The organism is Opacimonas viscosa, assembly GCF_024199005.1.
Lineage (GTDB): Bacteria > Pseudomonadota > Gammaproteobacteria > Enterobacterales > Alteromonadaceae > Opacimonas > Opacimonas viscosa.
Genome location: NZ_JANATA010000190.1, coordinates 1 through 261, shown reverse-complemented (window position 1 = coordinate 261; position 261 = coordinate 1). Strand labels below are relative to the sequence as shown.

Sequence of the window (261 nt, the reverse complement as noted above, 5' to 3'; positions counted from 1 at the left end):
CAGCGTGACATACGTGTTTTCACCCGGCACTACCACGCCGCCTTACAAATAGCCAAGCGTCAGAATCTGATTGCGACACTGCCAAGTAAGGCCGCAAAGATATTTAAAGATGATCCGAATATCGTGCTTCGCGAACCGCCATTTGACATTCCACCCATTGCACTGAAAATGGCTTGGAGTGCCCTGCTTCATCATGACGCTGGCCATATCTGGTTGCGCAGACTGATTGGCGAAGTCGCTGCAGACATGCAATAAACGATA

At 49.8% G+C, this 261-nt stretch carries 1 protein-coding gene; it reads left to right on the top strand.

All coding sequences use genetic code 11. The features are described from left to right. On the top strand, window positions 1-255 hold a 255-nt coding region (locus NLF92_RS13255; protein WP_489886393.1), incomplete at its 5' end, for a type 2 periplasmic-binding domain-containing protein. Window positions 256-261: the final 6 nt, after the last annotated feature.